This window comes from Rhodococcus sp. OK611 (assembly GCF_003050885.1).
Taxonomy (GTDB): Bacteria; Actinomycetota; Actinomycetes; order Mycobacteriales; family Mycobacteriaceae; genus Rhodococcus_G; species Rhodococcus_G oryzae.
Window position 1 is genome coordinate 57,861 of sequence record NZ_QAOZ01000021.1, and the last position, 15,499, is coordinate 73,359.

Consider the following 15,499-nt stretch of genomic DNA (forward strand, 5'->3'; position numbering starts at 1 on the left):
GGCGGTCGACATACTCGAATCCCGCGGTGGAGAGGGGCCTGATCAATTCTCTCCGCGGCTCACGGCGTGTCGCCCGTACATGGCATGAGAGTTAGGCTATGTGAGATCGGCCACGGCGGAGAAGGCAATTGCCCGATTCGGGTAATGGGCACCCCCGCGGCATGAGTGCGCTCGATCTACCCGCTGATCAGTTGTTTTCCCGGCGTTGCCGCTCGCCCTTCGGGCTCTCGAGTCCCTCGATCTCGACGGCAGGCGGCTCGTGCAGCGCCCGCTGTTCGCTGCGTTCGAGCTCGACATCGAACTCCAGATCCTCGTGCTGATGGCGGCGGAAGAGGAAGAGGAAGACGATCCAGCCGACCATCGCGACAAGGATGAAGCTAACCCCGCGGTACACGAAGGCGGCCGCCACGGCCTGCGAGGCGCTGATGCCGGCCGCGGTGGTGAGGGTGGCGATCAGGGTGGCGTCGACGAACACCAGGCCGCCCGGCGCGAGCGGGATGGTCGCGACCGCCTTGCCCGCCGCGAAGGCGATCAGCAGCCCGGACAGGGCGGGGTCGGCACCGATCGCGTAGCAGGCCGCGGCGAGACAGGCGATGTCCGCGACGCGGTGCACCGCGGACCAGCCGAGGGTGATCGCGCCGTCCCGTTTGCCCAGCTGCACCGACTCGAGCTGTTGGAGCATCTCCCGCACCGTGGACATCCCGGTGTCGGCCGGCTTGTTGCGCATCGCGTTCACGCGCACGAGCGCCCAGCGGACTGCGGCCTCGATGGAGTTCGGATGCGCGGAGACGTAGCGGACGGCGAAGATCAGCGCGATCAGGCCTGCGATGGAGAAGGTCAGTGTGAAGGGACTGACCGACCCGCCGACCAGCAGCGCGCCCCCGACCCCGATCAGCGCCAGCCCGATCCCCGCGATCACCCCGGAGATCGCCAGTTGCCAGGACGCCACGACGGGGCTGGCGCCCCACCGCCGGGTTTCCCGGTAGGTGAACGCCGTCGAGAAGACCTGACCGGCGGGCAGCGTCACCGCCATAGCAGTGGAGGCGTAGACCACCGAGACCGACTTGCGCTGGCTGACGGCCACCCCGCCTGCCCGGAGCAGTTGCTTCTGAACGCGTCCGTAGCCACTGAGCGAGACGGCCTGCGCGAGGATGCACGCGGCCAGCCAGCCCCAGTGGATCTCGGAGAGTGCGATCCAGGATTCGTGCAGGCGCGGCCACAGGTACACGCCCTCGGCGACGAGCAGGGCGACGAGCAGCACGCCCGCCACCCACTTGACCCACCAGAACCGCCCGCGCGGGCGATCGGGTGTCGACCCCTCCGATGTGTGGGGGACGACCTCGCTCCGGTCGGGCTGCGGCGCTACCACCTGCCCAGCGTAACCAAGCACTTCACTCATCTAGGGATACTGGACCGGCCAGGCGAGGTGGGTGACCCGGTTGCGGCCGCGCAGCTGTACCTGATCGCCCAGCTCCCACTCGGCCTGTTCCTCGTCGTCGGCGAAATACAGTGCGCTGGTCGAGGCCAGTACCCGGCTCGGCCGCAGCTTGGCCAGCTCGGTCAGCCGCGACGCCTCGTTGACCGGGTCGCCGATCACGGTGTACTCGAAACGCTCGGCGGCGCCGATGTTCCCGGCCACCGCCAGGCCCGCCGACACGCCGATGCCGATGTCGAGTCCGGTGATGTCGTTGAGCGCGAACCGCAACTCCCTCGCCGCGGCCAGCGCCGCGGACGGTGCGTCCGGCCGGTCGAGAGGCGCACCGAAGATGGCAAGCGCGGCGTCGCCCATGAACTTGTTGACGAATCCGTGGTGCTGGTCGACGACGTCGACGACCACCCGGAAGAACTCGTTGAGCAGCCGGACCACCTCGCCGGGGGGCTGTTCGGCCGCCGCGCCCGTCGAGCCGACCATGTCCACGAACAGCACGGCCACGAACCGGGTCTCGCCGCCCAGCTCCGTACCGAACTGCAGCGCCCGGCGCGCCACGTCCTCCCCGACGTGCTGGCCGAACAGCTCGCGGAGCAGCTTGCGCTCGCCCGCGTCCTTCATCATCCGGTTGAACCCGACCTGCAGCCGGCCGATCTCGCTGCCGTCGAACACCTCCACCTGGACATCGGTGGCCCCGCGCTGCACCCGCTCGATGGCCCTGCGGAGCTGCCGGATCGGATCCGAGATCTGGCTGGCGGTGAGCATCGAGAGGGAGAACGCGGTGGTGATGGCCAGTCCGGACAGCAAGATGATCGCGATGGCCAGCGCGTTGGTCGAGAACTGGAGGTCGGTGCTCAGCTGGGTGGCGCACAGCAGGATGATCCCGATCACCGGCATCAGGGTGCCCAGACCCCAGGTCATCGCCATCCGGGGCCCGACGCCAGGTGCAAGGAGGCGGTCGAATTGCCCCTCGCTCAGTGCCTTTGCCGCGACCGGCCGGAGGATCCGCTCGCCGAGCATGTAGGTGAACCCGAAGGTGGTGGTCGCCGCCATGCACACGGTCACGATCACCGCGACGGCGAGCTCGGGCATCTCCCAGACGGTGAGGAAGACGAACAGCACGCCACCGACGACCCAGAGGATCAGGTGCACGATCGCCTGGCGTAGCGGGGCGTGCAGTGCGGACATCTGCTCGCCGCGGGTCGGCGGACCCCCTCGCAGCTGCCAGCGGATCACCGACCGCAGCATCATCGCGGCCGCGCCGAGGCTGACGATCCCGGCGAAGAACAGGTAGATGCCGAAGATGACGACGTTGCGGACCCGATCCGCGATGATCGCCTGCGACTCCGAGATGGGCAGGCCGTACCGGATGAAGGCCAGCACGAGGACCGCGCCGAAGAAGTTGGCCAGGATCATCGAGCCCATGTAGAGCGGCCATCGACTACGCATGGTCAGCGCGACCGCTCGATAGGAGGATGCCAGCACAGGACCAACTTAGTCGTGCGGTGCCGGTGCCGAGCGCACCGCGTCGACGTGGCGTGACCTGGACCTCACCGCCCGCCCTGCCGCGCCGATCTCCGCCTCCCGCACAACGCCCCATCGGCCGATAGGCTCGCCGGGGTGAGCGCGAACGAGCCGCGATCGGATCCGCCGCCCTACGGTGACGCCAGGGCGGTGCACCCCATCGTGCGGGTGGGCGCCGAATGGACGTGGCGGTTGCTCGTCCTCTTCGCCGGGCTGGTCACCCTCGGCTACCTGATCAGCAAACTGGACACGGTGCTCATCCCCGTCGGTCTGGCGCTGCTGGCCGCCGCCCTGCTCTACCCGCTGGTGGACTGGATGCAGCACAGGGGAGTGCCGCGATCGGCGGGCGTGGTGGTGGTGCTCGTCGTCGCGATCGGTGTCGTCGCCGGGATCATGACCTTCGTCGTCGAGCAGTTCATCGCAGGCCTTCCGGAGCTGACCGACCAGTTCACCCAGTCCATCGATCAGATCCAGGATTGGCTGACCGCGGGCCCGTTCCACTTCTCCGAGGACCAGATCCGGCAGGCCGGCGATTCGGTGGTCAAGTCGATCCAGGACAACAAGGAGGCGGTGACCAGCGGCGCGCTGACCACCGGCAAGGTGATCGGGGAGCTGTTCACCGGCGCCGCGCTGACGCTGTTCACGGTCATCTTCTTCCTGTACGGCGGCGAGCAGATCTGGGAGTTCGTCACCCGGGTGGTCCCGACCGCCTCGCGCGAGCGGGTCCGGCTGGCGGGCAGCCAGGGCTTCGGCTCCCTCGTCGGGTACGTCCGGGCCACCGTCGTGGTCGCGGCGGCCGACGCGGTGGGGATCGGGGTCGGGCTGGCGATCCTCGGGGTGCCGCTGGCGCTGCCGCTGGCCTCGCTGGTCTTCGTCGGCGCGTTCATCCCGATCGTCGGCGCCTTCGTCACGGGCTTTGTCGCGGTGCTCGTCGCGCTGGTCACGAAGGGACTGATCACCGCCCTGATCACCCTTGGCATCATCATCGGGATCATGCAGCTCGAGGGGCACGTGCTGCAGCCGTTGCTGCTCGGGCGCGCGGTCCGGCTGCACCCGCTCGCGGTGGTGCTGGCGATCACCACCGGCATCGTGCTCGCCGGGATCGTCGGCGGTCTGCTCGCGGTGCCGATCGTCGCGGTGCTCAACACCGCGATCCGCTCGCTGCTCGCCTCCGATCAGGAGGAGGTGCCGGACGAGGTGGAGGTCGCCGACCCGCGGATTCCGCTCTTCCCGGCGACCCCGGACGAGTGGCCGTGAGTCGGGGCGGCACCGCCGCCGTGAGTCGGGGCGGCACCGCCGCCGTGAGTCTTCTCGGCCCGCAGGAGGACCGGAAAGACTCACGGGCCACCGAGCCGCTGTGGCGGGCCGCGCAGGTGTTCCGGTTGGCCACGCTGGTGTACGCGGTCAGCTATCAGGTCGCGTCGGTATCGGACTACACGCGGCCGACGCTGAGCTGGGTCATGGTCGCGCTCATGGCGGTGTGGTCGGGCCTCGCGGCGGTCGGGCTGTCCAGGAACACGGCGGCGCGTCGGTGGTTGGTCGCCGCCGACCAGGTGGTGGTCGTGGCGCTGATGGCCTCGACCCGGCTGGTGTCCGATCAGGACTGGTACTCCACGCATCAGACGCTGCCCACCACGTTGTGGGCCACGAACGCGGTGATCTCCGCGGCGATCCTCGGTGGGCCATGGCTCGGGGTCGCGTCCGGGGCGGCGATCTCGGTGGCCAGCGCGCTGGTCCGGGGCCAGATCCATCTCGACCTGTGGCGCGACGCCACCGCACCGATCCTGATCTCGGTGGGGCTCGCGCTCGGGCTGGCCGCCAACACCGCGCGCCGTTCGCACGCGCAGCTCGAGCGTGCCGCGCGGCTGACCGCCGCCGCGGAGGCGAGGGAGCGGCTCGGACGCGAGGTTCACGACGGGGTGTTGCAGGTGCTCGCGTACGTCCGCCGTCGCGGCACCGAGATCGGTGGCCCGACACTGGAATTGGCGACGCTGGCGGGTGAGCAGGAGGTGGCGCTGCGGGAGCTGATCTCGGAGCAGGCGGTACCGTCCCCCGCAAGCGGGAGGTACCCCCAGCACAGCGACGGTGACGTGGACCTGCGACCGCTGCTGCGCGGCGAGGCCAGCACCACGGTGTGGGTGTCGGCGCCTGCCGTCCCCGTCCTGATGGCGCGGGAGCGGGCCGCGGAGGTCGCGGCCGTGGTGCGGACGGCCCTGTCGAACGTCGAGCTCCACGCAGGCGGGGGCGCGAAAGCCTATGTGCTGCTGGAGGACCTCGGCGAGGAGGTGATCGTCTCCGTGCGCGACGACGGCGTCGGGTTCGCCCCCGGTCGGCTCGCCGAGGCCGAAGCGGAGGGGCGAATGGGGGTGTCGCGCTCCATCCTCGGCCGGGTCGCGGACCTCGGCGGCGCCGCGACGCTGGAAAACACCCCTGGCGAGGGTGTCGAATGGGAGATCAGGGTGCGCAAGCAGGCGTCGGGGAAGGGGAGAGCGTGATGGAGCCGCTGACGGTCATGGTGGTCGATGACCACCCCATGTGGCGGGACGGGGTTGCCCGCGATCTCGAGGCGGCCGGCTTTGCGGTGGTGGCCACCGCGGACGGTGTGACGGCGGCGCGCACGCGCGCCGCGGCGGTCCGGCCAGCCGTGGTCCTGATGGACATGCAGCTGCCCGACGGAAACGGGGCGCAGGCCACGGCCGCGGTACTGGCGGCCTCGCCGGACTCGACCGTGCTGGTGTTGTCGGCGTCGGCGGAGCGTGAGGACGTGCTCGAGGCGATCAAGGCCGGGGCCACCGGATACCTGGTCAAGAGCGCCTCGGCCGCCGAATTGGTGGACGCCGTTCGGGCCACCGCCGCGGGCCAGGCGGTGTTCACCCCTGGCCTGGCGGGGCTGGTGCTCGGCGAGTACCGGCGCATCGCATCCGGTCCCTCCGATGACCGCGCCCCTGAGGTGCCCCGGCTCACCGAGCGCGAGACGGAGGTGTTGCGGTTGGTGGCAAAGGGACTGAGCGCCAAGCAGATCGCCACTCGACTCACGCTCAGTCACCGGACGGTCGAGAACCACGTCCAGGCCACGCTCCGCAAGCTCCAGCTCGCGAACCGCGTCGAGCTGACCCGGTACGCCATCGAACGCGGGCTGTAGAGCCGCTTCACGCCCGGCGGCGGCGCCGCATATCCTGGCGACATGGATGCGAGGAATCTGCGGGTATCCGATGCGGAACGCGAACACGTCGGGCAGTTGCTCCAGCGTGCGGTCGGGCAGGGGATGCTCTCGCTCGGTGAGTTCACCGAACGCATGGACACCACGCTCGCCGCGAAGACGAGGGGCGAACTGAACGCGGTGCTCGTCGACCTGCCCGGGATACAGCTCGTGGGGGAGCACGCGCCGCAGGCCGCGCCCTACCCCCAGCCCGCCCCGTACGCGCAGCCGCATCCCCAGCCGCAGCCGCACTTCGCCCCCGCCGAGCCGTACCGGGGAACAGTCGGGCACCAGGGCGGCGTGGTGCGCGGACGGATGTCGACGGTGAAACGCCAGGGACCGTGGCAGGTGTCCCCGACGCTTCACGTGGACAGCATGATGTCTGACGTCACCCTGGACTTCACCGAGGCGATCATGACCAGTCAGGTCGTGGAGATCGTCGTGTCGGACTACTTCAGCTCCATCTCGATCGTCGTCCCGCCGGAGGCCACCGTCGACCTCAATGCCGTCGAGACGGTCGCGGGCAGCGCCACCAACAAGGTCCGCACCGGTCCCCCGATCGGCCCGCTGCACGTCGTGGTGCGGGGGAAGGTCCGGTTCGGCTCGCTGACCGCCAAGCACCCGTTCGGCACCACCTGGAAGCGGATGCTCGGCTGACTCCCGAGGGGCCCCATGTGGATCCCGCGCAAAACCCCCCATTCCGATTGGGTAGGACTACTCATGTCAACGGCGGCCCGCGCGCCGATTGTTGATGCATGGTCAATCTCGAAGGCAATTCTGTCGTAAGCCCCCAGATCGATCCGCAGTTGGTCGCGCGGCTGTCCGGTGAGTTCGACGCGCTCGGGCTGCACATGCGCGGTGTCGCCGCGGATCTGACGCGGCTCCGGTCGCAGCTCGAGATCCCCGCGCCCCAGCCGGCGCCGCAGGCGCCCGCGTCCGCGCCGCCGCCGGTCTACGCGGCGCAGCCCCCGGTTCCGCAGCCGCAGGTCCAGTGGCCGACGACACCGGCACCGCCTGCGCCGCAGGCCGTGCCGCCGGTCTTCGCGCAACCCGCCCAGTGGCCGCCGGTTCGCCCGCAGGCCGCCCGGCGAGAGCCCCGCGAGCCGTGGTGGCAGCGTGACGGCATGGTCAGCCGGGTGCTCGCCGTCGCGGGCGCGGCGGTGACCCTGATCGGCGTGCTGATGCTGCTGGTGCTCGCCGCGCAGGCCGGGTTCTTCGGCCCGGTGGCCCGGGTGAGTGCCGGTGCCGTGTTCTCGGTGGCCCTGGTCGCGGCGGGCATCCGCGTGTTCGGGCGCCCCGGCGGACGCGTCGGCGGCCTCGCCCTGGTCGGTACCGGCGTCGCGGGTGGCTACCTGGACGTGGTCGCCGCGACCTCGTACTACGGCTGGCTGCCGCCCGTCGTCGGCCTCGCGGTCGCCTTCGGGATCGCCGCGGGCGGAATGACGCTGGCGACGCGCTGGCAGTCGCAACCGCTGGCCGCGCTCATCGTGGTCGCGGTGGCGGTGCTCGCCCCGGCCCTGGCGGACGGACTCACCGTCTCCCTGCTCGTCTTCCTTGTTCTGCTCCAGGTCGCCGCGTTCCCGCCCCAGCTCGGCAGGGACTGGCCGTATCTGCATGCGGCACGGACGATTCCGGTGGTACTCGCAATGCTGATCGCGCTCGCCGATGCCAGCTGGAGCGGGGCCTCGCCGTGGTCCGGCGGGCACCGCCCGGTCGCGGTGGCGCTGCTGGCCCTTGCGGTGGTGGTCGCCGTGGTCGGTGTCGGATCGGCGCTGGTACTGGTGCGTCGCAACACCTCTGACGTCACCGCGACGGTGATGCTCGCGCTGTCGACGTTGCCGCTGCTGTTCTCGGGCGGCGTCGCGGGCCGCTGGACGGAGGTGGCGCTGCAGTGCGGGCTCGCGGCCGGGCTGCTCACCGTATCGGCGTTGGTGCGCCCGTTGCCCGGGCACACCCGGGTCGCCGTTGCGGCGGTCGCGTCCCTGGCGGTGCTGCAGGCGAGCGCCGGTGCCAGCCCCCGGGACGCGCTCCCGGTGGTGCTGCTCGCGGTGGCGCTCGGACTGGTCGCGGTCGCCGGTCAGGCTCGTTCCCGGATCGCCTACTGCGCCGGGATCGGGTTCGGGTCGATCGGCGCGCTGCTGTTCCTCGACGCCGCCCCACCGGAGGCGCTGGTGAACCAGGCCGGCTCGGTCGGCTCGCTCGCCGTCATCGCGTCCGGGTCGATGCTGGCTGCTCTGGTGGTTCTCGTTGTCGGGCAGGCGCACTCGATGGGTCTGCTCGAGGATCGGCGGGCCGATGCGGCCTGGGTCGCGGCCGGAATCGGCGCCCTCTACGCGGGCACCGCGGCGGTGGTGGCCACCGGCGTCGCGGTGCTGGGTGCCGACCGGGGCTTCATCGCCGGACACTGCGCGGCCACCCTCGTCGCGATGATGCTCGCGACGGTGTCGCTGCGGTGGGGGCTCGCGCACCAGGAGCGGGCGCATCTCGCGCTCGGTGCGGGCCTGACCCTGACCTTCGCGGCCCTGGCCAAGCTCTTCCTGTTCGACCTGGCGACGCTGGACGGGATGTTCCGCGTGCTGGCGTTCATCGGGGTCGGGCTGTTGCTGCTGGCGGCGGGGACCCGGTACGCCCGGGCCTTCGCCGAGGGCGCACAGCGCGGTCGGGTGCAGACATAGCCACCCGACCGTTGGCTGCTCGCCCCGCCCTCAGTCCTCCTGGTGGCGGGCGAGCAGCTCGCTGACGCTCACCGTCGGCGAGCCGGCCGAGTGCCGGTGCCTGCCCTGATCCTCGTCCGCGTCCGCGTCCGCGGACTCGTCCGAGCCGTTTGTCTGCATCGGAGCCGTCATCGGAGGAGCCGCCTGCGGCGGCCGCGGCACCTTCAGCTCGGCCAACCAGCTCTCGATCGGACGGGAGTCTCGCTCCGCCTGCGCCGGGGCGGGTGCAACTCTGCTCGACTGTGGCGGGGCGGGTGCCCGACGCGGGGCCTGCTCCGGCGCGACGACGGGCGGGTGTGCCCGGGGGATCGGCTCGGTCAGAGGTTCCGACAGTGGCGCCTCGTGCTCGGCGATCGCGGTGGGAGCCGCGGTGCGCGCGGGCAGGACCTGCTCGACCGCGGCCCTGGTGAGCGGGACGGGATTCGCGGGCCGCGGCTCGACCGGGACGGGCATCGGGGGAGTCACGATCACCGGGACGTCGGACGGCATCCGCTCGTCCTCGAGAACCGGCTCGCCCAGGCCCAGCTTCTCCTGGATGCGCTTCATCCAGGCGGGCGCCCACCAGCAGTCGTCGCCGAGCAGCTTCATGGTCGCGGGCACCAGGAACATCCGGATCAGGGTGGCGTCGATGACGAGCGCGGCGATCATGCCGTAGGCGATGTACTTCATCATCACCAGTTCGGAGAAGGCGAACGCGCCGGTGACGACGATGAGGATCAGCGCGGCCGCGGAGATGATGCGGCCGGTGTGCGCGGTGCCGACCCGGACGGACTCGGTGGTGCTGGCGCCCTGTGCCCTCGCCTCCACCATCCGGGACAGCAGGAACACCTCGTAGTCGGTGGACAGGCCGTAGATGATGGCCATGATCAGCACCAGGACCGGCGACATGATCGGTCCCGGCGTGAAGTTGAGCAGCCCTGCGCCGTTTCCGTCGATGAAGATCCACGTCAGGATGCCGAGGGTGGCGCCGAGGCCAAGCGCGGTCATCAGCACGGCCTTGATCGGCAGTACCAGCGATCCGAAGGCCAGGAACATCAGCAGGGTGGTCAGTAGGACCACCATGGTGATCATCAGCGGCAGGTTGTCCAGCAGCGCGGCGATCGAGTCCTGCTCGATCGCGGGGGTGCCGCCGACCAGCATGGTCACCCCGTCGGGCACGTCCATGGCCCGGAGGTAGTCGATCGTCGCCTCGGAGTCGTTGCGGTCGACAAGGCCGGCCTTGAAGACGGTCACCCCGTCCTTGGTCGGGTTGTTGATCGTGAACTTCTCGACCAGACCGGGCGCTCCGTTGGCTTCCTTGACGATCTGGGTGATCTCTGCGCCCTGGGCGCCGTCGAGCACCAGTTTGACCGGCTCGGAACGGGAGTTGGGGAACAGCTCGTTGAACTCGCCCTGCGCGACGCGGGTCGGGTTGTCCGGGGGAAGGTAGGTCTCGTTGATGCCGCCGAACTTGATGTTCGAGATCGGGATGGTGAGCAGCAGCAGGCCGATCACGATCGGGATGGTCACCTTGAGCGGGTGCTTCATCACCCACTGGGTCAGCCGGCCCCAGACACTGTTCTCGATCTCGTCGGTGGTCTTGGTCTTGCGCATGAACTTCAGTCCGAGCGCGTCCACCCGGCGACCGAGAATGGCGAGGATCGCGGGCAGCACCGTCACCGAGATCACCGCGGCCAGGATGACGGCCGCGATGGCGCCGTACGCGACCGACTTGAGGAAGCCCTGCGGGAAGATCAGCAGGCCGCCGAGGCTGGCGACGATCATCGTCGCCGAGAAGATCACGGTGCGCCCGGCGGTCATGACGGTTCGCCGCACGGCGTCGCCGGTGCTGTAGCCCTCGGCGATCTCCTCGCGGAAGCGGCTGACCATGAACAGCCCGTAGTCGATCGCCAGGCCGAGGCCGATCAGCGAGACCACCGGCACAACGAAGGCGTTGACCTCGGTGAGGTGGGTGATCAGTTTGACCACGCCGTTGGCGGCGATGATGGTCAGGCCGCCGACGATCAGTGGCAGCGCCGCGGCGACGACGCCGCCGAAGATGAAGAAGAGCAGGACGCCGACGGCGGGGATGGCCAGGATCTCCATGCGGTGCACGTCGTTGGCCATGGTGTCGTTGAGCGTGCCGGTGACCGGCTGCAGTCCGGTGAGCTGGACGTCGACCCCATCGATGTAGAACTGGTCGCGGACCTTCTTGAAGTTCCCGGCGACCTCGGTGTCGTTGTCGCCCTTGATGGCGACGCTGGCGAACGCGTGTTCCTTCGAGGCATCGGCCATCAGGGCGATCTTGGTCGACCAGTAGCTGGCGTTGATCTTGAGGATCTCGTCCGGGTTGTTCGCCGCCAGCTCGTCCAGGCTCTTGGTGATCTTCGCGCCGAACGCCGGGTCGTCGACGGTCTTGCCCTCGGGCGCGGTGTAGACGGGGATCACGTCGGCGACGGTGTCGCGTCCGAAGGTGCCGTCGGCCAGCTTGGCCGCCGCCACCGATTCGGAACCGGGGTCGTCCCAGCCGCTCTGGCTGAGATTGTTCTCCAACCCGAGGCCGTACGCGCCGAGGGCGAGCATCAGCCCGACCATCGCTCCGATCACGGCGAATCGGAGGCGGTAGACGAGTCGGCCCCAGGTGGCGAACACTATTGAACTCCTTGACGCCCGATGAGCAGGGCCGACAGCGGTCTGAACGGCTGCAACCAGGCACCCTCGTCGGGCAGGGACTCCAGGCTCACCCGCGGCAGCGGCTCGCGGAACACCCCGGGGATGTCCTCGAGGTCTACGAACTCGAGGATCTCCGAGGCGACCGCCCAGCTCGCGTGTTCGCGGAAGCCAAGAACCTGCACCGGAACACCGGTTGCAGCGATGTCCTCCAACGGTTCGCGAAAGGCCTGACCGTCGGCGGAGGCGACCATGATCCCGGCCAGCCCGCCGTCCCGAGCGCGAAGGGCGATGTGGTCGAGCATGTCGGCATCGACATCGCTGTCCTCATCGATCTTCGGCTTGGCGAACACCGCGAAACCAACATTACGCAAGGCCTCGACCCACGGGCGGACGACATCGGCGCTGCCCGAGGCGATGTTCGTGAACACCGTCGCCTCTGGTTCGAGGCGCACCCCGCTGGTGCCGGACAGCTCGGCGGTCCTGCCGAGGAGCCAGCGTCCGAGGGCGTCGAATCGTGGCCGGTAGGCGGCGGTGGGGCGGCCACCGAGGATCGCGCCGAGGCCCATGTCCAGGTTCGGCGCGTCCCACACCAGCAGCACCCGCTTCTGGTGCCGTACCTCACGCGCCTCGTCCGCGAGTGAGTTTGCCCCCACGGCGTCGGTCGGTGTCGTGTCCGGTAACCGCTCGCTCACACTCATGCTCGAACCTTTCCCCAGATCAGCTCTGTGATGGGTCGGCCCACCTGCTGCGCCTTGTTCTCGAATTTGGTGACCGGTCGTTCGTGGGTCATCGGCGAATCGGCCGGACCCTGCGCGAGATCATCCCAGTCGAGCGGCGTCAGCAGCGGTTCGGCATTGCCTGCCTCGGCGATCCACTCGGCGTACTCGGCGTGATCGGTGGCGACGTGCAGCACGCCGCCCGGCATCAGCCGTTCCGCGATCAGCTTGAACGTCGGCCCCTGCAGGAGCCTGCGCTTGTGGTGGCGGGCCTTGGGCCAGGGGTCAGGGAAGAACACCCGGACGCCGGTGAGCGACTCCGGTCCCAGCATGTTCTCGAGCACGTCGACGGCGTCGCCGCGCAGCACCCGGATGTTGGGGATCGAATCCCGCTCGATCGCCTGCAGCAACTGGGCGAGACCGGGCCGGTACACCTCGATCGCGATCAGGTTCGCGTGCGGCTCGGCCTTGGCCATGGCGGCGGTCGCGGTGCCGGTGCCGCTGCCGATCTCCACGATGGTCGGGGCCTCGCGGCCGAACCACCCGGCGACGTCCAGCGGCGCGTCGGAGACATCGGCGCCGATCTCGGGCCACAGTCGGTCCCAGGTCTGCTGCTGAGGGTCGGTCAGTGCGCCGCGGCGCGAGCGGAAACTGGTCACCCGGGGGTACAGGCGGGAACCCTGTTCGGTGGCCCCTGCCACCCGGGATTTTGCGTCATTCACCCGACCATTGTCACGCATGACGGAGGGTTGTGGCAGGTGGGTCTGAAGTGAAAGTTGAGACTTTCCCGGGCGGGTACCGCCGGGTGGGGGTCCGGAAGCGGGTCGCGCCGCCGCGGCCGCCGCCGGTGAACAGGTCGCGACCTGGCGTTTCGGTGATGTGATCGACGAATTCCAGGCCTCGTGGTGCGTCGGGCCACGGAGGCTGCGATCATTCGGGGCGCGCCGGGGGGCGCGTTCTTTTCTTTGGGGGGTGGCGCGATGGCGTCGATGAAATTCGATGCGACGGTCGACGGGTTACGACGATCGGCGACGGAGGCGGATCCGGCGGCCGGGGCTCTGGTGAGCCGGGCTGTCCGGCGGTATCGCGCTCCGGTGCGGATAGAGGTGACCGGGCGCGCGGGCGTCGGGCGGTCCGCGGTCATCACGGCGCTCGGGCCGATGCAGGGGGCCGAGGTCGTCGAGACCCCCGCCTGGGACGTGCCTGGCGCCGAGGACCCGGCACTGACCGCGGAACTGATCGTGCTCGTGGTGTGCGACCCGCCGCGCCGCGCCGACGTGGCCGCGGCGGGCATCGCGGGGGATCGGGGACTGGCCGTCCTGAACAAGGCGGACACGTTGGCCGACTCCGCGGTCGCCGCCGAGCGCACCGCGGCGGCCCTCGGTGTGCCCTGTCTGCCCGTGGACAGTCGGTCGCAGTTCGGGGTGGCCGATCTGCGGATCGCGGTCACCGATCGGCTCGAGGCCTGCCTGGCCGCCAGGGCAGCGGCGCTGTCGGCGGACCTGCGGGCGCTGATCGGGACCGCCAGCGTCCGCGACGCGGTGGAGGAGTACCTGGCGGGCGACGAGGCGCTGACTGTCGCGGTCGCGGCGATCCTCCCGCACGAAGGGGAGATGCCGGCGGAGTCGCCGCCGGACGATCCCGCTCTCGCGCTGCGTCGGGCCCGGACGTGGCGGGGCCGGATGAACGGTGGCTTCGACGCCCGCGGCACAAGGGCGGCCCTGACGCTGCACCGGAGCGCGGTTCGGCAGTGGGTCCGCGGGGAGGTCCGGTGAACGAGACGGTGCCGCCGGAGTTGGCCGCCGTCCTGCGCCGGTGGAATCCCGGCGCGCTGCCCGGTCTGGAGCGGCCCGCGCCGCCCGCGCCGGATCCGGGCGGCGCGGTGACGGTGGTGGTCCTCGGCGTGCCCGGCAGTGGTCGCGGCGATCTGATCGCTGCGCTCACGGAGGGCGGTGCCGGGAGCCGCGAGCTGCGGTTCGCCGAGGCACCCGATCCCGCGGCAGGCGTGGCCCTGATGGTGCTCGACGCCGCGGCACCGCTCGGTCGGGAGGAACTCGAACTGTTGCGGGCCGGCGCCGAGTCCGCGCACACCGTGCTCTTCGCGCTCACCGGGGTCGACGCGCACCACGACTGGGCGGCGGTCGCCCGGCGGAACACCGAGCTGCTCACCGAGCACCTGCCCCGATTCGCGGGTGTCGTGATCCATCCGGTCTCGGTGCCGGACGGTCGCGGCATCGAGGAGCTGCGTGCGGCGATCCTCGAGGCGACCACCGCCGTCCCCGAGCGACAGGCACGGCTGCGCATGCGGGCCGCGGGCGCGGCCGAACAGGCCGCCGCCCTGATCCGGGGCTCCGCCGAATCGCTGCGCGCGACCGACGACACCGCGGCCCTGCGGGCAGAGCGGTCCGCGCTGGTGGCAGACCGGGACGGGTGGCGCGGCGATCGGGCCGCGGTCCTGCGCAGGCTCACCGCGCTGGCCCGGGTGGAGCTGGTGCACGAGGTGAGCGACCAGGTACGGGCGGAGTCCACCGCGGCACGGGAGGCCATCGACCGGGCCGACCGCACCGCGCTGGCGGCATCCCCACAACACCTGCGGGACGCGGTCGCGGCGCTCACCGCGAGGGTGGATGCGGCGGCGGATGCGCGCCTGGCCGAGGTCAGCGCGCGGGTGCTGGGTGGGGCGCTGCACGACGAGAACCGAACGCCTACCGTGCCGGCGATCGAGCCGCCCGCGCCGCGGCACCGCGGGCTCGAGGACCGGATGATGATCGTGTTCGGGGCGTCCGCCGGGCTGGGCCTCGGCCGGATGGTGATGGCCCCGCTGTCGACCGTGCCCGCGCTCGACCTCGCCAGCATCCCGGTGACCCTGCTTCTCGGTGGCGGCGCCGCGTGGTGGCTGACAAGGGCCCGCGGGCACCTCGCCGATCGCGCACACCTTCGCCAGTGGGCGGTGGAGACCCTTGCGACGGTGCGGTCGGTGTTGGAGCAGCGGGTGCTCGGCCGGCTGGTCGACACCGAGGCCCGGTGTGCGGAGGCGATCCTGGCGAGGCATCGGGAGCGGACGCGCGAGTCCGAGGACCGGCTGGCGGCGCTCGATCGGCAGCTGCGGGAGGGCGCGGGCAGCAGGGCCGGGAAACTGGCCGCCTGCGACCGTGACCTCGCCGTGCTGGAGGCGTACGCGAGCGTCACCGTTCGGTAACGGTGGAACCGCCCGCGGCGGCGCTGCGTCCAATCAGTAGCGACCAGTCCAGCCAACGGAAGGAGT

The 15,499-nt window shown here is 70.7% G+C and carries 12 protein-coding genes; 7 read left to right on the forward strand and 5 right to left on the reverse strand.

Features of this window, described 5'->3' with window-relative positions; translation table 11 throughout:
- Positions 1-187 precede the first annotated feature (187 nt).
- Entirely contained in the window at positions 188-1,399 is a 1,212-nt protein-coding gene (locus C8K38_RS23680; protein ID WP_097213825.1) for a lysylphosphatidylglycerol synthase transmembrane domain-containing protein, read from the reverse strand.
- On the reverse strand, positions 1,400-2,854 hold the full coding sequence (locus tag C8K38_RS23685) for an adenylate/guanylate cyclase domain-containing protein (RefSeq protein ID WP_097213826.1): 1,455 nt from the start codon (positions 2,852-2,854) through the stop codon (positions 1,400-1,402).
- A 195-nt stretch (positions 2,855-3,049) separates the two neighbouring features.
- On the opposite strand from C8K38_RS23685, the gene C8K38_RS23690 reads away from it, so the two are divergent.
- The 5 genes from C8K38_RS23690 to C8K38_RS23710 all read left to right on the forward strand — a co-directional run bounded on the left by C8K38_RS23690 (position 3,050) and on the right by C8K38_RS23710 (position 8,827).
- The gene (locus tag C8K38_RS23690; protein ID WP_097213827.1) at positions 3,050-4,210 is read left to right on the forward strand and encodes an AI-2E family transporter; all 1,161 of its coding nucleotides are present in this window, start codon (positions 3,050-3,052) and stop codon (positions 4,208-4,210) included.
- Positions 4,211-4,254: 44 nt separating this feature from the next.
- A complete protein-coding gene (macS, locus tag C8K38_RS23695) occupies positions 4,255-5,448 on the forward strand; it encodes a MacS family sensor histidine kinase (RefSeq protein WP_097213878.1) in 1,194 nt (397 codons plus the stop codon).
- On the forward strand, positions 5,448-6,095 hold the full coding sequence (locus C8K38_RS23700) for a response regulator (RefSeq protein ID WP_097213828.1): 648 nt from the start codon (positions 5,448-5,450) through the stop codon (positions 6,093-6,095). The genes macS and C8K38_RS23700 overlap by 1 nt, the downstream gene beginning before the upstream one ends.
- Positions 6,096-6,137: 42 nt before the next feature.
- Positions 6,138-6,809, forward strand: coding sequence for a DUF1707 SHOCT-like domain-containing protein (locus tag C8K38_RS23705; protein WP_097213829.1), 672 nt, complete (start codon positions 6,138-6,140; stop codon positions 6,807-6,809).
- Between the two features lie 98 nt (positions 6,810-6,907).
- Positions 6,908-8,827: a DUF2339 domain-containing protein gene (locus tag C8K38_RS23710; RefSeq protein WP_097213830.1), complete on the forward strand. Its 1,920-nt coding sequence runs from the start codon at positions 6,908-6,910 to the stop codon at positions 8,825-8,827.
- A 30-nt stretch (positions 8,828-8,857) separates the two neighbouring features.
- Here the strand turns inward: C8K38_RS23710 and C8K38_RS23715 are convergent, their stop codons facing one another.
- The 3 genes from C8K38_RS23715 to trmB are packed head-to-tail and all read right to left on the reverse strand — an operon-like array spanning position 8,858 to position 12,974.
- Complete coding sequence (locus C8K38_RS23715; protein WP_097213831.1) at positions 8,858-11,497, reverse strand: MMPL family transporter; 2,640 nt, start codon at positions 11,495-11,497, stop codon at positions 8,858-8,860.
- Positions 11,497-12,216, reverse strand: a complete 720-nt coding sequence (locus tag C8K38_RS23720) for an NYN domain-containing protein (protein ID WP_097213832.1) — start codon at positions 12,214-12,216, stop codon at positions 11,497-11,499. Before C8K38_RS23720 ends, C8K38_RS23715 begins: the two co-directional genes overlap by 1 nt.
- On the reverse strand, positions 12,213-12,974 hold the full coding sequence (gene trmB, locus C8K38_RS23725) for a tRNA (guanosine(46)-N7)-methyltransferase TrmB (RefSeq protein WP_097213833.1): 762 nt from the start codon (positions 12,972-12,974) through the stop codon (positions 12,213-12,215). Before trmB ends, C8K38_RS23720 begins: the two co-directional genes overlap by 4 nt.
- Positions 12,975-13,214: 240 nt before the next feature.
- Here trmB and C8K38_RS23730 point away from each other — a divergent pair, with 240 nt between their 5' ends.
- A complete protein-coding gene (locus C8K38_RS23730; protein ID WP_097213834.1) occupies positions 13,215-14,009 on the forward strand; it encodes a GTPase domain-containing protein in 795 nt (264 codons plus the stop codon).
- Positions 14,006-15,433, forward strand: a complete 1,428-nt coding sequence (locus C8K38_RS23735; RefSeq protein ID WP_143548514.1) for a hypothetical protein — start codon at positions 14,006-14,008, stop codon at positions 15,431-15,433. Before C8K38_RS23730 ends, C8K38_RS23735 begins: the two co-directional genes overlap by 4 nt.
- Positions 15,434-15,499 lie beyond the last annotated feature (66 nt).

Bases quoted from the DNA above. Each gene is read 5' to 3' on its own strand.
- C8K38_RS23680 (WP_097213825.1), bottom strand. From the start codon at position 1,399: ATGAGTGAAGTGCTTGGTTACGCTGGGCAGGTGGTAGCGCCGCAGCCC.
- C8K38_RS23705 (WP_097213829.1), top strand. From the start codon at position 6,138: ATGGATGCGAGGAATCTGCGGGTATCCGATGCGGAACGCGAACACGTC.
- C8K38_RS23700 (WP_097213828.1), top strand. From the start codon at position 5,448: ATGGAGCCGCTGACGGTCATGGTGGTCGATGACCACCCCATGTGGCGG.
- C8K38_RS23685 (WP_097213826.1), bottom strand. From the start codon at position 2,854: ATGGGCTCGATGATCCTGGCCAACTTCTTCGGCGCGGTCCTCGTGCTG.
- C8K38_RS23720 (WP_097213832.1), bottom strand. From the start codon at position 12,216: ATGAGTGTGAGCGAGCGGTTACCGGACACGACACCGACCGACGCCGTG.
- C8K38_RS23710 (WP_097213830.1), top strand. From the start codon at position 6,908: ATGGTCAATCTCGAAGGCAATTCTGTCGTAAGCCCCCAGATCGATCCG.
- trmB (WP_097213833.1), bottom strand. From the start codon at position 12,974: ATGCGTGACAATGGTCGGGTGAATGACGCAAAATCCCGGGTGGCAGGG.
- C8K38_RS23730 (WP_097213834.1), top strand. From the start codon at position 13,215: ATGGCGTCGATGAAATTCGATGCGACGGTCGACGGGTTACGACGATCG.